The sequence below is a fragment of the Mycobacterium hippophais genome (assembly GCF_027529605.1).
Taxonomy (GTDB): Bacteria; Actinomycetota; Actinomycetes; order Mycobacteriales; family Mycobacteriaceae; genus Mycobacterium; species Mycobacterium arseniciresistens.
In genome coordinates this window covers 82,361-102,560 of record NZ_JAPZPY010000008.1, presented here as the reverse complement: position 1 = coordinate 102,560, position 20,200 = coordinate 82,361, and the positions used below count along the sequence as shown (strand labels likewise).

The window sequence follows — 20,200 nt, the reverse complement described above, 5'->3', positions numbered from 1 at the left end:
ATGGCCGAGAGTGACACCAAGCAGGACGAGGACCACAAGCAGACGTGGGACGAGTTCCACGACGTCGTCAACATGACCCCGTCGGAGCTGGAGAAGTGGCTCGACTCCGACGATTCGAAGTCGGTGGGCCAGAAGTCCGGCGGCGGCGAGTCCACCGGCCACGAGAGCGGCCGGCACATCGTCAAGATCCTGAAGGCCAAGAAGTCCGACCTGTCCGACGAGGACTACGCGCACATGCGCAAGGTCGTCGGTTACACCAAACGTCATCTGGCGCAACGGCCCTCAGGCGATATCGAAGACTCGGCGTGGCGGTACTCGCTGAAGAACTGGGGCCACGACCCGGTCAAGAAGTCCTGAGCCCGGCGCTCTCGTCGTCGAGGTTGTCGCGATTGAGACCCATCGGGGTGGCCTGCGGCACGTCGCCTCCGGCCACCACGGCGCGGGCGAGCGGTGTCAGCGTCCGGAACAGGTGTTCGACCTCGTCGTCGGTGAGGTCGTCGAGCGCCGAGAGCGCCAACGCGTCGGTGGTGTCCTCGATGTGCTGCTTGAGTTCCCGGCCTGCATCGGTGAGCGCTCCGCTGTCGTCGAGCAGGCCGCGTGCGGCGAGCCGGCGCTGGTGCTCGGCCCATTGCTGCTCGTCGTAATCCCGGCTGCGCATGATCATCTCGGCGGGCACCTTGCCCGCGGCGGCGTGCAACACGTTGCATTCGCGGCCGCTGACGCCTGCGGCGGCGAGCACCGCCACATGCGCGTCGCCACGGTGTTCGCGCAGCAGCGTCGCGGCATGCCACAGCCGCGCCACGGGATCGGCGGGCCAGTCCAGCGACAGGTTGGCGGCGAACAGCGGCCGACCGTCGACCGGTGCCGCGACGGCGGCCCTGGCCGCGAGTTCGGCTGCGGTGCGCAGGCCGTCGTCGTCGACCAGGCCGTAGCGCCGCAGCGCGGCGACGGCAGACTCCTCACGCGCGCGCAGGGCCTCGGCCGGGCCGGCCACCTCCCAGGCCGCGGGCAGGGCCTTGGCCACCCGCGAGGGTGCGAAGTTGTAGAACACGGCGGTAACCACCTCCGCCGGAACCGGCCCCAGCGGCGCCGAGCGCGCCGCGAAGTAGCCCATCCAGAAGCCGCGGTACCCGAGCGCGTCCATCGCGGCCCGCGCCTCCGGGGCGAAGTAGGTGACGGCGTGCACCGCCTCGAACCGGTCGAAGAAGCGTCGTGCGAGATTCGGTTGTCTGCCCACCATCGCAGTTAACCATCGCCGGTGGATGCCGCTGGCCGTCAACCCTTGACGACCTGCGTCCCGCCGGCCAGCTCGTCGTGCTTGCCCTGCTTGGTCGGGCTGCCGTTGATGGTCACCGCGATGACGACCATCGCCACGAACGCCAGCAGCCCACCGACCAGCGGAATGATGGTCAGGACCGTGAACGCGTTGCGGATCGCCGCCTCGCGGGCGGACGGCTTGGCTGCGCCGCCGGCGCCACGCACGTGCAGGCCGAGCAGCTTCTTGCCCGGCGTCCAGCCCTGGGTCAACTCGAACGCGAAGAAGTAGAGGAACATCGGCACGCCGGTGAACAGGCCGGATGCCCAGAAGCTCGACATGCTGTCGGTCAGCACGATGAGCAGCCCGGCGACGATGCCGACGAGGATGCCGTCGATCAGGCGGGCCAGGAACCGTGGCAGCAATGCGCCGGGCGCACCCGCTCCCGGCGAGCCGTAGGAACCGGACGGGGAACCGTACTCGCCTGAAGTCATCGCATTCGCTCCTGCTCACAAGGGGTGGATGCGAATGTACCGCCCGAGCGGGCGCCGGGAAGGGGCGACGGCCGCTCGGGCGGTGACGGCTTTCGGGGTCAGCGCAGGCGCTTCTGCTGCTTGTTGAGCTCCTTGCGGGTCTTCTTCAGTTCCTTGCGTGTGGTGCCCGCGATGTCGCCGGCCCGGTAGCGGGCGGCGTCGGCGACGGCGGCGCTGCGCTTGGCGGCCACGTCGGCGAGCTCGGGGGCGCGGTCGCGGGCGACGTCGGCCCACTCCGACCCGCGCTCGCGGGCGAGTTCGGCCCAGTCGTAACCGCGTTCCCGAGCCACCTCGGCGAGTTCGGCGCTGCGCTTGCCTGCCACGTCGGCCAGTTCGGCGCCCCGCTTGCCTGCCACCTCGGCGAGTTCGGCGCTGCGCTTGCTCGCGACCTCGGCGAGTTCGGCGCCGCGCTCGCGTGCCACATCGGCCCACTCCGCACCGCGCTTGCCTGCGACCTCGGCGAACTCGGCACCGCGCTCACGGGCGATCTGCGCGAGCTCCCGGCTGCGCTCGGCGCTGACCTGCAGGCCGTGGCCGACCTTCTCGGCGAGTTCGCTGTCGGTCAGCGAGTTGCCCGCGGCCGCGCCCACCGGCAGCGCGGAGGTGACGGCCACCGAGACCTTGCGTGCGGCGCGCCGGCCGCGCCAGCCGAGGGACGGCTTGCCCTCGGTGTCGACGGCGGCGATGATCAGGCCGCCGATGAGGCTGATGTCGGTGAGGAACGCGCGACGCTCGTCGGCCTTGCGGCCCGGCTCGGTCTCGGTCCAGAAGGCGTGGGCGCCGAGGCTTCCCGGCACCACGCTGAGGGCGAGTGCGGCCGAGGCGAACCGCGGCAGCTTGCCCGTCGCCAGCAGCAGGCCGCCACCGATCTGAACAGCCGCGGTCACCTTGGCGACCGTCTCGGCGTCGGACGGCACATTGGGGCCGACCGGATCGGGCAGCTTGCTCAGGCCGTCGAGCGTCGGTCGGGCGGCGTCGGCGGCGGGCTTGGGACTCCGCAGCGCGTCTACGCCGCGCCCGATGAAAACGGCGGACAACATGGGGCGCGCGACTCGTCGAATCAACATGGCCCGGGGGTTCCCACGGCATCCGCTTCACAAACCCTGATCTGCCGCAATACGACGTGTCGGTCTTCCGTCGTCCCCAGCGCCTCTTCGGCGCAGTCAGCCGACGCGGTACTTGAGCAAGGTGACGCCGGAACCGAAGGTGCGTGCCGGCTCGAGCACCGAGAGCCGGGGGAGTGTGAGGCCGTCGGGGAACAGCCGTCGTCCGCGGCCCTGCACCGTCGGGTAGACGGTCAGCCGGAACTCGTCGACCGCTCCGGCCGCGATGAGCGCATGGGCGAGCGAGATGCTGCCGGTCAGCACGATGTCGCGGCCCGGTGCGGCCTTCAGCGCGGCCACCTCGGCCACCGGATCCCCACGCAGCACCGTCGAGTTCGCCCAGCGCGGATCCTCCAGTGTGGAGGACACCACGTACTTGGCGACCTGGTTGAGGTAGTCGGTGATGCCGGTGCTGTCGTCGGTCTGCTCGGGCCAGTACCCCCGGAAGTCCTCGAACGTCCGCCGTCCGAGCAGCAGCGCGTCGGAATCCCGGTCCTGGCGGTGCGTCTCGTCGAGCAGTTCCTGGTCCTGCAGCTGCGGGTCGAACCAGTCGTCGAGCATCTCGATCGATCCGTCCAGCGTGGCGTTCTGGGTGATGACGAGTTTTCGCATACCGGTACCGACCCGTACAGCGTCCGGGAATCATCGGCCCGGCTGACTAGGCTGGGACATTCGACCGGACTCGAGGAGGTAGCGGTGACGCTGGTTGCGGGATTCGACTCGTCGACGCAGTCCTGCAAGGTCGTCATCTGCGATGCCGAGAGCGGTGAGGTGGTGCGCGCGGCGTCGTCGCCGCACCCCGACGGCACCGAGGTCGACCCGCAACTGTGGTGGTCGGCGTTGCAGGCCACCGTCAGCGCCGCCGGCGGCCTCGACGACGTCGCCGCCGTTTCGGTCGGCGCGCAACAACACGGCATGGTGTGTCTGGACCGGCACGGTTCGGTGGTGCGGAACGCCTTGCTGTGGAACGACACCAGATCCGCTGCCGCGGCCGCGGATCTGGTCGGCGAGCTCGGCGGCGGAGCCGCATGGGCGGACCGCATCGGCGTGGTGCCGGTGGCGTCGATCACCGCGGCGAAACTGCGCTGGCTCGCCGATGCCGAACCGGCACACGCCGATGCGACCGCGGCGGTGTGCCTGCCGCACGACTGGTTGACGTGGCGGCTGTCCGGTTCGACCGACATCGCCGACCTGCGTACCGACCGCAGTGACGCCAGCGGCACCGGGTACTTCTCGGCGGAGCGCGACGCCTACGACCACGATCTCCTCGCGCTGGCCATGCGGGGCCGCGGTCCGTCGTTGCCGGTCGTGCTCGGTCCGCACGACGAGGCCGGCCGCACACCGGCCGGCGCTGTGCTCGGGCCCGGCGCGGGTGACAACGCCGCCGCGGCGTTGGGGCTCGGCGCCCAGCCGGGGGACTGCGTGATCTCCGTGGGGACCTCGGGCGTGGTCAGCGCGGTCGGCCACACCGCAGCCCATGACGCCGAAGGCATCGTCGCGGGTTTCGCCGATGCCACCGGCCGGCAGTTGCCCCTGGTGTGCACACTCAACGGCGCACCGGTGCTGGCCGCGGTCGCCGCGCTGCTCCGGGTGGACTTCGACGAGCTCGACCGGCTGGCGCTGTCGGCGCCGCCGGGAGCCGAGGGTCTGACGCTGGTGCCGTACCTGGACGGCGAGCGCTCACCGAATCTGCCGGAGTCGGCGGGCGCCCTGCACGGGGCGACGACCCGGAACCTCACCTCCGCCAACATGGCGCGGGCGGCGGTCGAAGGGCTGCTGGCCTCGCTGGCCTACTGCATCGACAAGATCGCGGCGCAGGGGGTCGCGGTGGAGCGCATCATCCTGGTGGGCGGCGGGGCACGATCCGGGGCCGTCCGCAAGATCGCACCCGCGATCTGGGGCAGGCCGGTACACGTTCCCACCCCCGGGGAGTATGTGGCGCTCGGCGCTGCCAGGCAGGCCGCGTGGACGCTCGCCGCCGGTGGTGAGCCGCCGCAGTGGTCCTTCGGCATCACGGCCTCCTACACCGCCGACGCCACCCCTGCCGTGCTGGACCAGTACCGCGCCGCGCAGCCGCTGACCCTCGGGCAGTGACGCGAAGTCATTGCAGGACAGTGCATCCGGTCGCGTCACTGGCGGGCCGCCGGCCTCGGCCACGATTCGGCAGGCACCGGACGGGTCCGCGGTCGTAATCGGTCGAGCACCAGCCGCAGGGGCGGCCACGTCGAGCGGCCGCGCCGCGTGACGGCGAACGCGGTCAGTATGACGGCGGGTTCGGTGAGCGGCAGCACCCGTACGCCGGGTCCCGTCGGCCGGTGCACGGGCAGCAGTCCGACGCCGTAGCCGGTCCGGATCAGGTCCTCGACGAGCTCGAGGCTGTCGATCTGGTGGGCGATGGTCGGTGTGAAACCGGCCAGCGACGCCAGCGTGCGGACAGCGTCCTCGTCGGCGGTGTTGCGGGAGTTGACGATCCAGCGGCGATCGGCGAAGTCGCGGAGATCCGCGATGTCGCTGGGGTCGTCGTCGGGCACTCCGAGGCCCCACGGTGTCGACCACAGTGGCACCGCCTCCAGGACGGCGTCCGGCGATGCCGGCGCGAGGTCGTACTCGTAGGTCAGCGCCAGGTCGAGGTCGTCGTCGGCGAGCAGACGGAACGCCTCGATCGGCTCGTATTCGCTGATCACGACGTCGACCTGGGGATGGCTGCGGGACAGTTCGTCGAGGATCGGCAACAAAGAGACCCGGATCCCGGTGGCGAACCCGCCGACGCGCAGCGTGCCCGCCGGGTCGGCGTCGGGGTCGAGGTCGAGGCGCGCGGCGTCGACCGCCGCCAGGATCGTCACCGCGTGGTCGGCCAGCCGCCGCCCGGCCGGGGTGAGCCGCACGCGCCGGCCGTCGGGTTCGATGAGCCGGGTGTCGGTGTCCCTGGCCAGTGCGGCCAACTGCTGTGACACCGTCGACGTGGTGAGTCCGTGTGAGTCGGCGACCGCCCGCATCGAGCCGAGCCGCGACAGCGCCAGCAGCAGTTGCAGCCGGCGGGTGTCCATCCGCCGATTGTCCGGGAATACCGCAGCATGTGTCCAGTACCGTCCAGTGATGATGAACGATCAGCACTGTGCGAAGATGCCCCGGTGACCCGGCCCGCGCATTTCACGCAGCTCGACCAGGATCGCTTCCATCCGACGCGGTTCGCCCAAAGTCACTGGGGTGCTGACCATCTCAACGGTCCAGCGGTCGTCGGGCTGGCTGCCCGTGCGCTCGAGACGCAGTTCGGATCGCCGGAGCTCATGCCGGCTAGGCTCACCGTCGACCTCTTCCGCGCCGCGAAGGGAGTACCGACCGAGACCGTCACGCGGCTGGTCCGCGACGGCAGGCGGGTGTGCAACGCGGAGTGCGAGATCGTGCAGGGCGGCGTCACGGTGGCTCGCGCGACGCTGGTGCAGTACCGCCGTGGCGCACCGCCGCGCGGCGAGGAGTGGACGGCGGCAATGGATTTCGAACCGCCCGCCGCTCTGGACCAGGGCAGGCCGATCAACATCGGCAGTGACGGGGTGGGCTGGTCGCATGCGATCGTCGACCATCAGAACGCCGCCCGCAAGCGCACCGTCAACCGCACCGCCGACGTGGTCGAGGGCACAGACAACACGCCGTTCGTCCGGGCGGCCATGGTGGCCGAGGGCACGAGCCTGGTGACCAACCTGGGCACCGCCGGTGTCGGCTACATCAACGGCGACCTCACCGTGGCGCTGGCGCGGCTGCCGGTCGACGACTGGGTGGGGGTGCAGGCCGACGCCCACTGGGCGGACGACGGCGTCGCGGTCGGCACGGCCACCCTGTTCGACCACCTCGGTGCCTTCGGCACGGGGATGGTGACCGCGATCGGCAATCCCGACGCGCAGATCGACTTCGCCGACGATCCGTTCCCGTCGCGCACCCACTGATCGGCCCACGCCGGAGTATCGCCACCGCGTAGGGTCGGGACCGTGGATCTGCTGCTCGGAATCGACATGGGCACGGGAAGCACGAAGGGCGTGCTGGTCGACGCCGAAGGTTCGGTGATCGCGTCGGAGACGATCGCACACGCGATGAGCCTGCCGCGCCCGGGATGGGCGGAGGTCGACGCCGAGGGCCTGTGGTGGAGCGAGGTCTGCCGGATCAGCACCGCGTTGACGGCGCAACTGCCCGACGGCGCCGCAGTGGCCGGCATGTGCGTCAGCGGTGTCGGGCCGTGCCTGGTGCTGTGCGACGGCGACCTGCGACCGCTGCGGCCGGCGATCCTATACGGCGTCGACACCCGGGCCACCGACGAGATCGCCTCGCTGACAGCCGAACTGGGGGAGCAGGCGATCCTCGAGCGCGCCGGCACCCTGCTGTCGAGCCAGGCCGTAGGGCCCAAACTGGAGTGGGTCCGCCGTCACGAGCCGGAGGTCTTCGAACGCGCCGCCGGCTGGTACGGGTCGAACTCCTACATCGCGGCGAAGCTCACCGGCGAGTACGTGATGGACCACCACACCGCCAGCCAGTGCGATCCGATGTACGCCACCCGCGAGTTCGCCTGGAACGACGAATGGGCGCGCCGGATCTGCGGACATCTGCCGCTGCCGAGGCTGGTCTGGCCCAGCGACGTGGTGGGCCGGGTGACCCCGGCGGCGGCCGATGCCACCGGCGTGCCCGCGGGCACCCCCGTGGCGGCAGGCACGGTCGACGCCTACTCGGAGGCCTTCTCGGTGGGCGTCCGGCGTCCGGGCGATCAGATGCTGATGTACGGGTCGACGATGTTCCTGGTGCAGGTCATCGACACCTATCACAGCGATCCGGCGCTGTGGACCACAGCCGGCGTCGAACCCGACACACTGGCGCTGGCCGCGGGCACCTCCACGGCGGGCAGCCTCATCGGCTGGCTGCAGAACATCACCGGCGGCGCCAGTTTCGACGATCTGATGGCCGAGGCGCGCAGCGTGCCGCCCGGCAGCGACGGGCTGCTGATGCTGCCGTACCTCGCGGGGGAGCGCACGCCGGTGTTCGACCCCCAGGCCCGCGGCGTGGTCGCCGGGCTGACGTTGCGCCACAGCCGCGGTCACCTGTTCCGGGCGGCCTACGAGGGCATCTCTTTCGGTATCCGGCAGATCCTGGAGAAGTTCGACGACGCCCATTCGGCGGCCCGCACGGTCGCGGTCGGCGGCGGCCTGCGCAGTCCCGTGTGGGCGCAGACGCTGTCCGACATCACCGGTCGCCCGCAGCAGGTCCCCGAGCAGGCGATCGGGGCGAGTTACGGCGACGCGCTCCTGGCAGCGATCGGCATCGGCCTGGTGCCGCCGAGCACCGACTGGGCCAGGATCGCCAGGGAGATCGAACCCGACCCCGCAAACCGGGCCCGCTACGACGATCTGTACGGGACATGGCTGGAGTTGTACCCGGCCACCCGCGAGCAGGTGCACCGGCTCGCGGCCACCGAACGGCGCGATCAGCCCATCGTGTAGCCGCCGTCGAGCGGCAGGTCCACACCGTTGACCATGCTGGCGGCGTCGGATGCCAGCCACACCACCGCGTCGGACACCTCGTGCGGAACGGCGAAGCGGCCCAGCGGGATACGCGCGAGCATGGGAGCCGCCTTGGCGTCCTCGCCCCACACCCGCTGCCCCATCTCGGTCAGCACGACCGTCGGGCACACCGAGTTGGCCCGGATGCCGTGCGGACCGAGCTCGCGGGCGAGAACCTTGGTCGCCATGACGAGCCCTGCCTTCGACGCGCAGTACGCGTAGTGGTCGGGCAGTGGCGCCAGCGCCGCGGCGGAGGCGACGGTGATGATGGCGCCGCCGGTGCCCTGCCGGACCATCGCCGCACCGACGGCGGCGGCCAGCAGCGCAGGCGCCCGCAGATTGACGGCGATGGTGGCGTCGAACAGGGCGGGATCGGTGTCGACGGCCGGCTGGGGATGGGAGATGCCGGCGTTGTTGACCAGCACGTCGAGGCCACCGAAGGCTTCGACGGCGAGTCCGGCGAGCATGTCCGGTCCGTCCGGCCGCGCGAGATCGACTGCGGCGGTGCGCACCTGAGCACCATAGCGATCCGACAGCGTGGCGCGTGCCGCATCCAGTTCGCCCTCGTCGCGGCCGCTGAGCACCAGCTGTGCACCGGCGGCGGCGAAGGCCTGCGCGATGTCGGCGCCGATGCCCTTGGTCGCGCCGGTGATCAGGGCGCGCTTGCGGTCCAGGCGCAGCACTCCGGAGTAGCGCGCATCGGCGGTCGTGGTCACGGGTGTCCTTTCACAACGGCGGTCAGGCGTCGTGGTCGATGGCGTCGAGGATCGCCGCGGCCGTCGCAGGATCGGTGACGAGCTGATTGAAGTAACCGCCGCGGGCGCCCGCGATGATCGACTCGACCTTGTCCGGCCCGACGGCCACGGCGATGGTGACCGGGATGTGGCGCAGGGCATCCAGTTCGACGGCGATCAACCGGTCGCTGCCGTCGAACTCGACCGGTTCGCCGTCGCGGTCGTAGAACCGGGAGCAGACGTCACCCACCGCGGCGCGCAGGGAGGTCGACCGGGTGGGCACGAACCGGGGGATGTCCGAGCGCATCAGCGGAGGCGCCCCCACGCCCATGAGCGCGCACCGGGCGTGCGGCCACAGATGCAGCACCCGTTGGATGCTCGGGTCGTTGAGCAGGGACGGGTACAGGTCGGCACCCGGAAGTGCCGGGGCGAACAGGTAATTGGGCCTTCCGTTGACTCGGTTGGCCACCAGCCGGGTGATCTCGTTGGTCTGATACCACTCTTCGGGCTGGTCGTTGCCGCCCACGGTCGGGGCGACGAGGACCCCGGGCAGTGCGTGCATCTCGTACTGCGCCACCTCGTAGACGGTCCGTCCCGACGACACCAGCAGCACGTCGCCGGGTAGCAGGCCCGCCGCGCCGAGCGCGCGACCGACCGCCGGCGCCAGCGCGGCGCCCATCACGTCGACGATCGTCCGGCCCGGTCCCGGATTCGGCAGCGGGTGACTGAGGAACACCGTCGTCAGCGCCAGCGCGCGCATCAGTCGGTCGCTCAGATCGCCGGTGGCCACCTCTGCCGGTGGGACGACCTCGATGCGGACGATGCCGCGCCGTTTGGCTTCGGCCAGAAGGCGACTCACCGTCGCGCGGCTGGTGCCGAGCTGGGCGGCCACGTCGGCCTGGGTGGCGTCCTCGGTGTAGTAGAGCTTGGCCGCGGTGTACAGCAGCGACGCCGAGAAGTGGCCGGCGTCGGCGTCGGCGGCGGCACCGTCGACACCGGCCGGGCTGACGGGCTGTGCGGGCCGGGGCACGCACCGAGTATGCCATCGACACCCAGAATGAACACCTGTTCCTGAACAAATTCTCGTTGAACAAGTGTTCTGGACATATGTGCATAGGTTGGTTAATGTGACTGCAACCACATCCCGAGGAGCCGCGATGACCGCACAGATTCCCGAGAAGATGCAGGCAGTGGTGTGCCACGGCCCGCACGACTACCGACTCGAGGAAGTCGCCGTGCCCCAGCGCGGTCCCGGGGAAGCGCTCATCCGGGTCGAGGCGGTGGGCATCTGTGCCAGTGACCTGAAGTGCTACCACGGCGCCGCCAAGTTCTGGGGCGACGAGAACCGCCCGGCCTGGGCCGAGACCATGGTGATCCCGGGGCACGAATTCGTCGGCCGGGTGGTCGAACTCGACGACGAGGCCGCGCAGCGCTGGGGGATCGCGGTCGGCGACCGGGTGGTCTCCGAGCAGATCGTGCCCTGCTGGGAGTGCCGGTTCTGCAAACGCGGCCAGTACCACATGTGCCAGCCGCACGACCTCTACGGCTTCAAGCGCCGCACGCCCGGGGCGATGGCCAGCTACATGGTCTATCCGGCGGAAGCACTGGTGCACAAGGTGTCCGGCGATGTCGCCCCCGCGCACGCGGCGTTCGCCGAGCCGCTGTCATGCGCACTGCACGCCGTCGAGCGCGCGCAGATCACCTTCGAGGACACCGTGGTGGTCGCCGGTTGCGGCCCGATCGGCCTCGGCATGGTCGCGGGTGCACGCGCCAAGAACCCGATGCGGGTGATCGCGCTGGACATGGCGCCCGAGAAGCTGGAACTGGCCACCCGGTGTGGCGCCGACCTGACCATCAACATCGCCGAGCAGGACGCCGAGCAGATCGTCAAGGACCTCACCGAGGGCTACGGCGCGGACGTCTACCTCGAGGGCACCGGCCACACCTCCGCCGTGCCGCAGGGGCTGAACCTGCTGCGCAAGCTCGGCCGCTACGTCGAGTACGGCGTCTTCGGCAGCGACGTCACCGTGGACTGGAGCATCATCAGCGACGACAAGGAACTCGACGTCCTCGGCGCTCACCTCGGCCCGTACTGCTGGCCGGCCGCCATCAAGATGATCGAGTCCGGTGTGCTGCCGATGGAGCAGATCTGCACCCACCAACTGCCGCTCACCGACTTCCAGAAGGGCCTGGACCTGGTGGCGAGCGGCAAGGAGTCCGTCAAGGTCTCGTTGATCCCGGCCTGATCGAGCGAAGGACCGAAGACATGAGTCGATTCAATCCCTCGGGTCCGCGGATGACGCGGCGCGACATGTTGACCGCGATGGGCATCGCCGGAGCCGCCGCGGCGAGCCTGCCGGTGCTGTCGGCCTGCGGCGTGGGCGGTAAGGCCGGTGCGCCGAACGGGGCATCGGAGATCAGCGGCGGATTCGACTGGCGCAAGGCGGCGGGGTCGACGATCAACATCCTGCAGACCCCGCACCCCTACCAGCTGTCGTATCAGCCACTGCTGCAGGAGTTCACCGACCTCACCGGCATCAACGTCAACGTCGACCTGGTGCCCGAGGCCGACTACTTCACCAAGTTGAACACCGAGCTCGCCGGCGGTTCGGGCAAGCACGACGCGTTCATGCTCGGTGCGTACTTCATCTGGCAGTACGGCCCGCCGGGCTGGATCGAAGACCTCGACCCCTGGCTGAAGAACAGCTCCGCCACCAGCGCGGAGTACGACTTCGAGGACATCTTCGACGGGCTGCGCACCTCCACCCGGTGGGACTTCACCCTCGGAAACCCGTTGGGCACCGGCGGACAGTGGGCGATCCCGTGGGGGTTCGAGAACAACGTCGTGGCCTACAACAAGCGGGTGTTCGACGAGAAGGGCATCAAGAAGCTGCCCGACAACCTCGACGACTTCATCCAGCTCGCGGTCGACCTCACCGACCGCTCGGAGAACCGGTACGGCCTGTCCACCCGCGGCTCCAAGTCGTGGGCGACCATCCATCCCGGCTTCATGACCCAGTACACCCGCCAGGGTGCGGTCGACTACACGTTCAACGGCTCCGAACTGGTCGCCGAGATGGACAGCGACAAGGCCATCGACTTCACCAACAAGTGGATCGACCTGCAGCACCGGGCCGGGCCCACGTCGTGGACCACCTACGACTACCCGAATGCCACCGGCGATCTCGGCGACGGCAAGGCGATGATGGTGTTCGACGCCGACAGCGCCACCTACCCGAAGAACAAGCCGGGAGCGAGCAAGGAGGCGGGCAACATCGCGTGGTACGCGGGACCCGCAGGGCCCGACGGCAACTACAAGACGAATCTCTGGACGTGGAGCTGGGCGATGAGCTCGGCGTCGCGGAACAAGCTGCCGGCCTGGCTGTTCATCCAGTGGGCCACCGGTAAGAAGTCCATGAACAAGGCCGTCCAGGGCGGCACCTACGCCGATCCGGTGCGGAAGTCGGTGTTCGACACCACGTTCAAGCGGGTCGCCGCCGATCAGTTCGGCTACCTCGAGGCGTTCGAGACGGTGATCGGGGAGTCGAAGATCCAGTTCACCCCGCAGAAGAAGTTCTTCGACACCACGCAGAGCTGGGCGGTGGCGCTGCAGGACATCTACGGCGGTGACGACGCGGCGACCCGGCTGCGCAGCCTCGCCAAGACCAACACCTCCAAGGTCAACCTCTAGGAGCGCTGGCGCACATGACAACTCAAACCCCCAAGGCTCCGGAGACGTCGCCGGAGCAGCCGGCCCGGACTCCGGGGCGCGACCTGCCCGAGGTGCCGACCTGGCGCCGCAGGCTGCGGCCGTACCTGCTCTCGATCCCGGCCCTGGTGATCGTCATCGGGATCCTCTATCCGTTCGCCGTCGGCGCGTACTACGCCTTCCTCAACTACGCCGCGGTCAACCCCGACCCGCATTTCGTCTGGTTTCAGAACTTCGCCTCGGTGCTCGGCGATCAGGTGTTCTGGCGCAGCGTGCAGGTCACCGCGATCTTCGCGGTGCTGGCCACGGCGATCGAGACCGTGCTCGGCGTCGGGTTGGCGCTGCTGCTCAACCGGTCGTCGATCATCGGCAAGATCTTCGAGAAGGTGCTGATCCTGCCGCTGATGATCGCCCCGGTGATCGCGGGCGTCATCTGGAAGCTGATGTTCAACCCGCAGTTCGGCATCCTCAACCACGTCCTCGGGCTGGGCAACACCTTCGACTGGCTGTCGGCGGGCAACGCGCTGTTCTCGGTGATCCTGGTCGACATCTGGATCTTCACCCCGTTCGTGGCGATCCTGGTGCTTGCGGGCATCCGGTCACTGCCCAGGGAGCCGTTCGAGGCGTCCGAGGTGGACGGCGCGGGGTGGTTCTACATGTTCCGCAAGCTGATGCTGCCGATGCTGTGGCCCTACATCCTTGTCGCCGTCATCTTCCGGTTCATGGACAACCTCAAGGTGTTCGACCACATCTACGTGCTCACGGCGGGCGGCCCGGGTGTGGCCACCCGCACCCTGCAGATCGGCGCGTTCGAGGACTCGATCATCAACCTCGACTACTCCCGCGGCAGCACCTACATGCTGCTGCTCTGGATCATCGTGTTCATCACCGCGCGCTACCTGGTGAGCGTGCTCGGCAAGGCGCAGCGTCGTGCTGCCGGAGCGGAGTCCTAAAGAGATGGCACTCAAGTTGAGCCGGGCCGAACTCCTCCCGGGCCAGAAGCGGATGTCGATCGGCGCGGTGGCCGCCGATGTGGGACTGGTGTTCTGGTTCCTGTTCTCGCTGTTCCCCATCTTCTGGATGCTGATGCTGGCCCTGAAGAACGCCGAGCAGCAGACCACCACCTACTTCTCGTTCAGCCCGACCTGGTCGAACTTCGCCACGGTGCTGTCCGAGAAGGGCACCCAGATGACCAGCGTCGACTTCAAGGCGTCACTGCTGACCAGTCTGCTCAACTGCGGTGGCGCGGTGCTCGTCTCGCTGATCATCGGTATTCCCGCCGCCTACGCCGCCGGCCGCTGGCAGTACCGGGGCTCCAACGACCTGATGTTCCAGATGCTGTCGTTCCGCTTCGCGCCGGAGCTGATGGTCATCGTGCCGCTGTTCGTGATCTACAACCAGATCGGCCTGTTCGACACCAAAGTCGGCATGATCTGGGTGCTGCAGCTGGTCACGATGCCGCTGGTGGTGTGGATCCTGAGGTCCTACTTCCAGGATCTGCCGGAGGATCTCGAGCAGGCGGCGCTGCTCGACGGCTACACCCGCAGGCGCGCCTTCATGATGGTCGCGCTGCCCATCGTGCGGCCGGGTATCGCCGCGGCGGCGCTGCTGGCGTTCATCTTCGCCTGGAACAACTACGTGTTCCCGCTCATCCTGGCCGACAGCAATGCCGGCACCGTCACCGTGGCGATCACGAAGTTCCTCGGCGGCGGTGGCCAGGCGTACTACAACCTCACGGCCGCGGCGGCGATCATCGCGGCTCTCCCGCCCCTCATCCTGGCGCTGACCATTCAGCGCTACCTGGTCCGGGGCCTGTCGTTCGGGGCGGTGAAAGCCTGATGGCCACGGTATCGGTTGTCGATCTGCACAAGTCGTTCGGAAAAACCCACGCGGTCAACGGGATCTCCGTCGACATCGAGGACGGCGAGTTCTTCGTCATCCTCGGGCCCAGCGGCGCGGGCAAGACCACGACGCTCAAGTCGATCGCCGGCCTGGTCGACATCGACGGCGGGTCGGTGGCGATCGGCGGCCGGGACGTCACCCGGGTGGAGCCGTATCACCGCAACGTCGCGATGGCCTTCGAGAGCTACGCGCTCTACCCGCAGAAGACGGTCAGCGAGAACCTCGCCTCACCGCTGAAATCGGGTAGGACGGGCCGCTACACCGAGGCGCAGCGCACCGAGCGGATCGACCAGGTCACCACCACGCTGGGGATCAACCACCTGCTCGCACGGTTCCCGCGCGAGCTGTCCAACGGCCAGCGCCAGCGCGTCGCCCTGGGCCGGGTGCTGGTGCGGCCCGCCGACATCTACCTGCTCGACGAACCGCTCAGCCACCTCGACGCCAAGCTGCGTGCCTCGATGCGGGCCGAGCTCAAACAACTGGGCGCGATGTCGAACACCACCACGCTCTACGTCACCCACGACTACCAGGAGGCGCTCGCACTCGGCGATCGCATCGCGGTGATGCGCGAGGGCACCCTCGTCCAGATCGGCACTCCGGAGGAGATCTGGCGACGACCGGCGGACACCTTCGTCGCCAAGGCGCTGGGGCAGCCGGAGATCAACCTCCTCGACGGCGTCGTCGACGACGGCCGGATCCGGCTGGGCGACGGCTCGTTCGACGTGCCGGTGCCCGCAGGCACCACGGTCGACCGGGGTGACCGCGTGCGGGTCGGACTGCGGCCCTGCGATATCCACGTCACCCCCGGTGCGGGCGCACTGCGCGGCAGGGTGTCGCTCGCCGAGCGACTCGGCCGCAACGTCGAACTGACCGTCGAGGTCGGGGGAGTGTCGTTGATCGTGCTGGCGTCCGGGCGTGAGGGCGTCGACGAGGGCGCCGAGATCACCATGTCGGTTGCGGACGGCGACGTCCACGTGTTCTCCGCCGGCGACGGCGACACCGAACGGCTCGGCGCCGACAAGATGCTGGAGGCGATGAAGTGACGGCAGCGATGAACTCCCCGAAGACCACGACCGCACAGAGCCTCACCCTCACCGACCTGGTCAAGACGTACATGGCGCGGGGCCGCGAGAGCTTCCAGGCGGTCAAGGGCATCAACCTCGACATCGCTCCCGGCGAGCTGATCGCCCTGCTGGGACCGTCGGGCTGCGGCAAGACGACCACCCTGCGGATGATCGCCGGACTGGAGACCGTCACCAGTGGGTCCATCAAGATCGGCGAGCGGGAGATCTCCCAGCTGCCCGCGGCCAAGCGCGGCATCGGTGTCGGCTTCGAGAGCTACGCGCTGTACCCGCCGATGTCGGTGCGCGACAACCTGCTCTACGGCCTGAAGGCACGCAAGGTCAAGGGCGCCGAGCAGATGGTCGACTCCATCAGCGAGCGGCTCGAGATGCGCGACATGATGAACCTGCGGCCGGCCGGGCTGTCCAGCGGTCAGAAGCAGCGGGTGGCGTTGGCGCGCGCGCTGGTGCGCAACCCGCCGGTGCTGCTGCTCGACGAACCGCTCAGCCACCTCGACGCCTCGGCGCGACAGCGGGTGCGGCGTGAACTGAAGGTGCTGCAGCGCGAATTCGGCTATACCACCATCGTGGTCACCCACGACCAGGTCGAGGCGCTGTCGCTGGCCGACCGCCTCGCCGTGATGGACGCCGGCGTGGTCCAGCAGTTCGGCACGCCGGACGAGGTGTTCGACGACCCGGCGAACCTGTTCGTCGCGCAGTTCGTCGGCGAACCACAGATCAACGTGCTGCGCGGCACCGCCCGCACGGTCGACGGCCGTGTGCGGGTCGAGATCGGCAGGGGCGCAGGCGCTCTGGACACCACCGTGACCGGCATCGCCGACGGCACGAAGGTCAGTGTCGGCGTCCGCCCGCAGGACTGCGCGATCGCCGCCGACCCGTCCCGCGGCGTGGCCGCCACGATCGCGTACTTCGAGCACCTGCTCGAGTTCGGCCTGGCCACCAGCACCGTCGCCGGGATGGAGGAGGGCATCGTGGTCCAGACACCGGCCGCGGAGAGCTACGAGCCCGAGCAGCAGGTGACCGTCACCGCACCGCCCGACCGGGTCTACCTGTTCGACGCCGAGTCGGGAGACCGGCTGCGATGACCAAGCTCTTCAACGACCCGGCGCGGTTCACCGAGGACATGCTCGTCGGGTTCCTCGACGCCAACGCCCGCTACGTCGTCGGCGTGCCCGGCGGAGTGGTGCGCGCGCAGGAGACCCGGCCCGGCAAGGTCGCCGTCGTCATCGGCGGCGGATCCGGCCACTACCCGGCGTTCTGCGGCACGGTGGGAACCGGCTTCGCCGACGGCGCCGTGGTCGGCAACATCTTCACCTCCCCGTCGGCCGAGGAGGCGGCGTCGGTGGCGCGCGCCGCGCACGGCGACGCCGGTGTGCTGCTCACCACCGGTAACTACGCGGGCGACGTGATGAACTTCGGCCTGGCGGTGACACAGCTGCGCGGCGAGGGCATCGACGCGCATTACTTCGCCGTCACCGACGACGTCGCCAGTGCCCCGAAGGGCGAGGAGTCCAAGAGACGCGGCATCGCAGGCGATTTCACCGTCTTCAAGTGCGCGAGCGCCGCCGCCGAGGAGGGTCTCGACCTGGCCGGTGTGGTCGCGGTCGCAGAAGCCGCGAACGCCGCCACCCGCACCCTCGGCGTGGCGTTCGACGGGTGCACCCTGCCGGGCGCCGATCACCCGCTGTTCACCGTGCCCGAGGGCACGATGGGCGTCGGGCTCGGCATCCACGGCGAACCGGGCGTGGCCGAGGAGTCGATGCCGACCGCGGCGGACCTGGCCGCCACCCTCGTCGACGGCGTGCTGGCGGAGAAACCGGACAACGTTCAGGAGCGGATCGCGGTGATCCTCAACGGACTCGGCCGCACCAAGTACGAAGAGCTGTTCGTGGTCTGGGGCGAGGCGGCACGGCTGCTGCGCGAGCGGGGCTACACCGTCGTCGACCCGGAGGTGGGTGAACTCGTCACCAGCCTCGACATGGCGGGCTGCTCACTGACCGTGATGTGGCTGGACGAGACACTCGAGCGGTACTGGACCGCACCGGCGGACACGCCTGCCTACCGGAAGGGCGCGGTGCCGGTCGGAGAGCAGGGTCAGCGGCGCACGGACACCGACACCGGATCCGCACCCGAGGCGCCGCGGCCGGCCGAACTCTCCGACGACGAGGGTCGGTCCGGCGGCCGGCTGGTCGCGAGGGCGCTCGAGGCGATGGCCGACATGCTCGCCGACGCGGAGGACGAGCTCGGCCGCATCGACGCGGTCGCCGGCGACGGCGACCACGGCCGCGGCATGGTGAAGGGATCCTCGGCCGCCCGTGCCGCCGCCGCGCGCGCCGTCGACGCCGGTGCCGGCCAGGGCTCCGTGCTGAGTGCGGCCGGCAGGGAGTGGGCGGCCAAGGCCGGCGGCACCTCCGGCGTGCTGTGGGGTGCGCTGCTCAGCGCCCTCGGGGGACGTCTCGGCGACACCGGACGCCCGGACTCCGCCACCGTGGCCGCGGGCATGCGCGACGGTTACGACGCGTTGATCGAACTGGGCGGGGCGGCGCCGGGGGACAAGACCATGCTCGACGCGCTGCTGCCGTTCGTCGAGGAACTCGAGCGCAGGACCGCCGACGGTGAATCCTGGCAACAGGCCTGGACATCGGCCGCCGAGACGGCGACCGAGGCGGCCCGCGCGACCGCCGAGATGCGGCCGAAGGTCGGCCGCGCCCGACCGCTGGCCGAGCGCAGTGTCGGCACACCCGACGCCGGCGCCACGTCGCTGGCGATGTGCGCACGCACCGTCGCGGGCTGCTTCACGCTGACCGCAGGAGGAGACAAGCAATGACCGACCGACTGACGACCGACCGACTTCGCATCGTCGTGGGTTCCGACGACGCAGGCTACGAGTACAAGGAAGCCCTCAAGGGCGACCTGAAGGCCGACGACCGCGTCGCCGAGGTCACCGACGTCGGCGTGGGCACCGACGAGAACACCGCCTACCCGCACATCGCGGTCGCCGCCGCACGTCTGGTGGCCGAGGGCAAGGCCGACCGCGCTCTGCTGGTGTGCGGCACCGGCCTCGGCGTGGCGATCAGCGCCAACAAGGTGCCGGGCATCCGCGCTGTCACCGCCCATGACAGTTTTTCCGTCGAGCGGTCGGTGCTGTCCAACAACGCCCAGGTGCTCTGCTTCGGACAGCGCGTGGTGGGCCTGGAGCTCGCCCGGCGGCTGGCGCGCGAGTGGGTGGGCTACGAGTTCGACCCCGCCAGCGCATCGGCCGACAAAGTCGAGGCCATCTGCGGATACGAACCGACGTCGCAGTCGTCCTGACGGCGCGCGTTTGCCCGTCCGGGGCGTCGGGGTAGCCGAAATCCATGGTCACTTCCACCGTCGAGGCACTCGACACCGGCTCCCAGAAAGTCTCCCGGCGCGTGCGGGTGAACGCGCCTGCGGCCGAGATCTACGCGCTGCTGGCCGACCCGCACCGCCATCCCGAACTCGACGGCTCGGGCACGATCCGCGACGTGCCGATCACCGGACCACGACGCGTGGCTCCCGGTGACACGTTCACCGTCGGCATGAAGCAGTACGGCGTGCCGTACAAGATCACGTCCACCGTCACGGTCGCGCAGGACGATCGCGTCATCGAGTGGCAGCATCCCCTCGGGCACCGGTGGCGCTGGGAACTCACCCAGGTGGCGCCCGATGCCACCGAGGTCACCGAGACGTTCGACTACTCGACCGCCAAGGCGCCGCTGCTGATCACGATGTTCGGCATGCACCGCAAGAACGCCGACGGGATCGCGTCGACGTTGCGGCGCCTCGCCGAGCGCTACGCCGCACCGAGCTGACCGGCCGGCCCCGGTTTGACCGGCCGCATCGCGGGCACCGTTAGGGCATGGTCCGCCTACGCAACGACCCGCACGAGCGCGGCGTCGACACCGGCAGCATGCTGCCGCCGGTCACCCACGACAACCCCGCGGTGGCACAGGGTGATCTGCTCATCCGCGTCGACCAGCTCGGCGAGCGCGGCGTCCGGGAGGTGAGAACCGAGCGGCACGGCGTCTTGGCGGTCGGCGTCACCCCGCAGGGAGAGCCGTTCGCCGTCGGTAACGTCTGCCGCCACCAGTTCGCCCGCATGGGCCGTGGCCGCGTCACCGCGTCGGGCTGCCTGGAATGCCCGTGGCACCGCGCGCGGTACGACGTCACGAACGGTCGGATGCTGGAGGGACCGAAGGGTCGCATCTTCGGCTTCCGCCCGTACTCCGCGATGGTTCGGTTGTTCGGCAGCCGGTTCGGGTTGCAGACGGTCCCGGTCCGGCTGCAGGACGGCGCGATTCACCTCGTCACGTGACGGCGG

General features: G+C 69.7%; 21 protein-coding genes. 14 read left to right on the top strand and 7 right to left on the bottom strand.

All coding sequences use genetic code 11. From position 1 onward, the window contains the following. Complete coding sequence (locus O6P37_RS17805) at positions 1 to 357, top strand: DUF3140 domain-containing protein (RefSeq protein WP_269895332.1); 357 nt, start codon at positions 1 to 3, stop codon at positions 355 to 357. On the opposite strand, the gene O6P37_RS17800 is transcribed toward O6P37_RS17805, so the two are convergent. The 4 genes from O6P37_RS17800 to O6P37_RS17785 form a co-directional block, all read right to left on the bottom strand. Continuing rightward, positions 344 to 1,237: an SCO6745 family protein gene (locus tag O6P37_RS17800; RefSeq protein WP_269895331.1), complete on the bottom strand. Its 894-nt coding sequence runs from the start codon at positions 1,235 to 1,237 to the stop codon at positions 344 to 346. The genes O6P37_RS17805 and O6P37_RS17800 overlap by 14 nt on opposite strands. Positions 1,238 to 1,275: 38 nt before the next feature. Further along, on the bottom strand, positions 1,276 to 1,749 hold the full coding sequence (locus O6P37_RS17795; protein ID WP_269895330.1) for an RDD family protein: 474 nt from the start codon (positions 1,747 to 1,749) through the stop codon (positions 1,276 to 1,278). Between the two features lie 98 nt (positions 1,750 to 1,847). Next, positions 1,848 to 2,855, bottom strand: a complete 1,008-nt coding sequence (locus O6P37_RS17790) for a DoxX family protein (RefSeq protein WP_269895329.1) — start codon at positions 2,853 to 2,855, stop codon at positions 1,848 to 1,850. A gap of 96 nt (positions 2,856 to 2,951) precedes the next feature. Further along, complete coding sequence (locus O6P37_RS17785; protein ID WP_269895328.1) at positions 2,952 to 3,503, bottom strand: dihydrofolate reductase family protein; 552 nt, start codon at positions 3,501 to 3,503, stop codon at positions 2,952 to 2,954. Positions 3,504 to 3,587: 84 nt separating this feature from the next. On the opposite strand from O6P37_RS17785, the gene O6P37_RS17780 reads away from it, so the two are divergent. Next, on the top strand, positions 3,588 to 4,985 hold the full coding sequence (locus O6P37_RS17780; protein WP_269895327.1) for a xylulokinase: 1,398 nt from the start codon (positions 3,588 to 3,590) through the stop codon (positions 4,983 to 4,985). A gap of 35 nt (positions 4,986 to 5,020) precedes the next feature. On the opposite strand, the gene O6P37_RS17775 is transcribed toward O6P37_RS17780, so the two are convergent. Then, positions 5,021 to 5,938 carry a LysR family transcriptional regulator gene (locus O6P37_RS17775; RefSeq protein ID WP_269895326.1) on the bottom strand — a complete coding sequence of 306 codons (918 nt, stop codon included), beginning with the start codon at positions 5,936 to 5,938 and terminating at the stop codon, positions 5,021 to 5,023. A 27-nt stretch (positions 5,939 to 5,965) separates the two neighbouring features. On the opposite strand from O6P37_RS17775, the gene O6P37_RS17770 reads away from it, so the two are divergent. Then, positions 5,966 to 6,832 carry an acyl-CoA thioesterase domain-containing protein gene (locus tag O6P37_RS17770; protein ID WP_269895325.1) on the top strand — a complete coding sequence of 289 codons (867 nt, stop codon included), beginning with the start codon at positions 5,966 to 5,968 and terminating at the stop codon, positions 6,830 to 6,832. Between the two features lie 42 nt (positions 6,833 to 6,874). Then, positions 6,875 to 8,371 (top strand): FGGY-family carbohydrate kinase, encoded by a 1,497-nt coding sequence (locus tag O6P37_RS17765; RefSeq protein WP_269895324.1) that lies wholly within the window; start codon positions 6,875 to 6,877, stop codon positions 8,369 to 8,371. Here the strand turns inward: O6P37_RS17765 and O6P37_RS17760 are convergent. Continuing rightward, a complete protein-coding gene (locus tag O6P37_RS17760; RefSeq protein WP_269895323.1) occupies positions 8,356 to 9,147 on the bottom strand; it encodes an SDR family NAD(P)-dependent oxidoreductase in 792 nt (263 codons plus the stop codon). The two genes, O6P37_RS17765 and O6P37_RS17760, sit on opposite strands and share 16 nt — an antisense overlap. 22 nt (positions 9,148 to 9,169) lie before the next feature. Continuing rightward, a complete protein-coding gene (locus O6P37_RS17755; RefSeq protein WP_269895322.1) occupies positions 9,170 to 10,195 on the bottom strand; it encodes a sugar-binding transcriptional regulator in 1,026 nt (341 codons plus the stop codon). Between the two features lie 127 nt (positions 10,196 to 10,322). On the opposite strand from O6P37_RS17755, the gene eltD reads away from it, so the two are divergent. From eltD to O6P37_RS17705, 10 genes are read left to right on the top strand one after another with little or no spacing between them, the layout of a single operon-like run. Continuing rightward, positions 10,323 to 11,411 (top strand): erythritol/L-threitol dehyrogenase, encoded by a 1,089-nt coding sequence (gene eltD, locus O6P37_RS17750; protein ID WP_269895321.1) that lies wholly within the window; start codon positions 10,323 to 10,325, stop codon positions 11,409 to 11,411. 20 nt (positions 11,412 to 11,431) lie between these two features. After that, positions 11,432 to 12,856 (top strand): extracellular solute-binding protein, encoded by a 1,425-nt coding sequence (locus O6P37_RS17745; protein WP_269895320.1) that lies wholly within the window; start codon positions 11,432 to 11,434, stop codon positions 12,854 to 12,856. 14 nt (positions 12,857 to 12,870) lie between these two features. Further along, positions 12,871 to 13,827: a carbohydrate ABC transporter permease gene (locus tag O6P37_RS17740; RefSeq protein ID WP_264015780.1), complete on the top strand. Its 957-nt coding sequence runs from the start codon at positions 12,871 to 12,873 to the stop codon at positions 13,825 to 13,827. A gap of 4 nt (positions 13,828 to 13,831) precedes the next feature. Further along, on the top strand, positions 13,832 to 14,713 hold the full coding sequence (locus O6P37_RS17735; protein WP_264015781.1) for a carbohydrate ABC transporter permease: 882 nt from the start codon (positions 13,832 to 13,834) through the stop codon (positions 14,711 to 14,713). Continuing rightward, positions 14,713 to 15,819 carry an ABC transporter ATP-binding protein gene (locus O6P37_RS17730; RefSeq protein WP_269895319.1) on the top strand — a complete coding sequence of 369 codons (1,107 nt, stop codon included), beginning with the start codon at positions 14,713 to 14,715 and terminating at the stop codon, positions 15,817 to 15,819. Before O6P37_RS17735 ends, O6P37_RS17730 begins: the two co-directional genes overlap by 1 nt. An 8-nt stretch (positions 15,820 to 15,827) precedes the next feature. Then, positions 15,828 to 16,943 (top strand): ABC transporter ATP-binding protein, encoded by a 1,116-nt coding sequence (locus O6P37_RS17725; RefSeq protein WP_269895443.1) that lies wholly within the window; start codon positions 15,828 to 15,830, stop codon positions 16,941 to 16,943. Continuing rightward, positions 16,940 to 18,685: a D-erythrulose 4-kinase gene (derK, locus tag O6P37_RS17720; protein WP_269895318.1), complete on the top strand. Its 1,746-nt coding sequence runs from the start codon at positions 16,940 to 16,942 to the stop codon at positions 18,683 to 18,685. The genes O6P37_RS17725 and derK overlap by 4 nt, the downstream gene beginning before the upstream one ends. Continuing rightward, entirely contained in the window at positions 18,682 to 19,170 is a 489-nt protein-coding gene (locus O6P37_RS17715) for a ribose-5-phosphate isomerase (RefSeq protein ID WP_269895317.1), read from the top strand. The genes derK and O6P37_RS17715 overlap by 4 nt, the downstream gene beginning before the upstream one ends. Positions 19,171 to 19,214: 44 nt before the next feature. After that, positions 19,215 to 19,691, top strand: coding sequence for an SRPBCC family protein (locus O6P37_RS17710; RefSeq protein WP_269895316.1), 477 nt, complete (start codon positions 19,215 to 19,217; stop codon positions 19,689 to 19,691). Positions 19,692 to 19,738: 47 nt separating this feature from the next. Beyond that, the gene (locus O6P37_RS17705) at positions 19,739 to 20,194 is read left to right on the top strand and encodes a Rieske (2Fe-2S) protein (RefSeq protein ID WP_269895315.1); all 456 of its coding nucleotides are present in this window, start codon (positions 19,739 to 19,741) and stop codon (positions 20,192 to 20,194) included. The last annotated feature ends 6 nt before the right edge of the window (positions 20,195 to 20,200 follow it).